Source organism: Thermococcus sp. M36 (genome assembly GCF_012027355.1).
Lineage (GTDB): Archaea > Methanobacteriota_B > Thermococci > Thermococcales > Thermococcaceae > Thermococcus.
Genome location: NZ_SNUH01000338.1, coordinates 1 through 393, shown reverse-complemented (window position 1 = coordinate 393; position 393 = coordinate 1). Strand labels below are relative to the sequence as shown.

1 protein-coding gene is annotated in these 393 nt (G+C 36.6%); it reads left to right on the top strand.

Features of this window, described 5'->3' with window-relative positions:
- A partial coding sequence (locus E3E36_RS12595) for a DUF5689 domain-containing protein (RefSeq protein ID WP_206203743.1) occupies nt 1-393 on the top strand: 393 nt, incomplete at both ends.

Sequence of the window (393 nt, the reverse complement as noted above, 5' to 3'; positions counted from 1 at the left end):
AAAAACTTAGCTGCAGGAAATATGGTAATACAAAATACCGGCACCACACCAAGCGGTATTGATTTATATTTTGGTTCTACTGCTAACATCGGAGCTTTTAATATTGGAGATTCAGTTGAAGTAAATATTACCGGAGGTACTTTAACAAGCTATAATGGTATGATTGAAGTTAACTTAAACTCTGGTGCATTGCCTGGTGGTACTTTAGCGAAAGGGGTAACAGTTACCCCGGTAACAACAACAATTGCCCAACTAAACACTAACATTAATGCTATAGAAAATACTTTAATTAAAATAGTTAGTGCAACGGCTACTTCAACTTCAGGAACTTATAGCGGAAATCAAACATTAACAGATGCAACCGGAACAGTAACATTATACACAGCAGCAGGT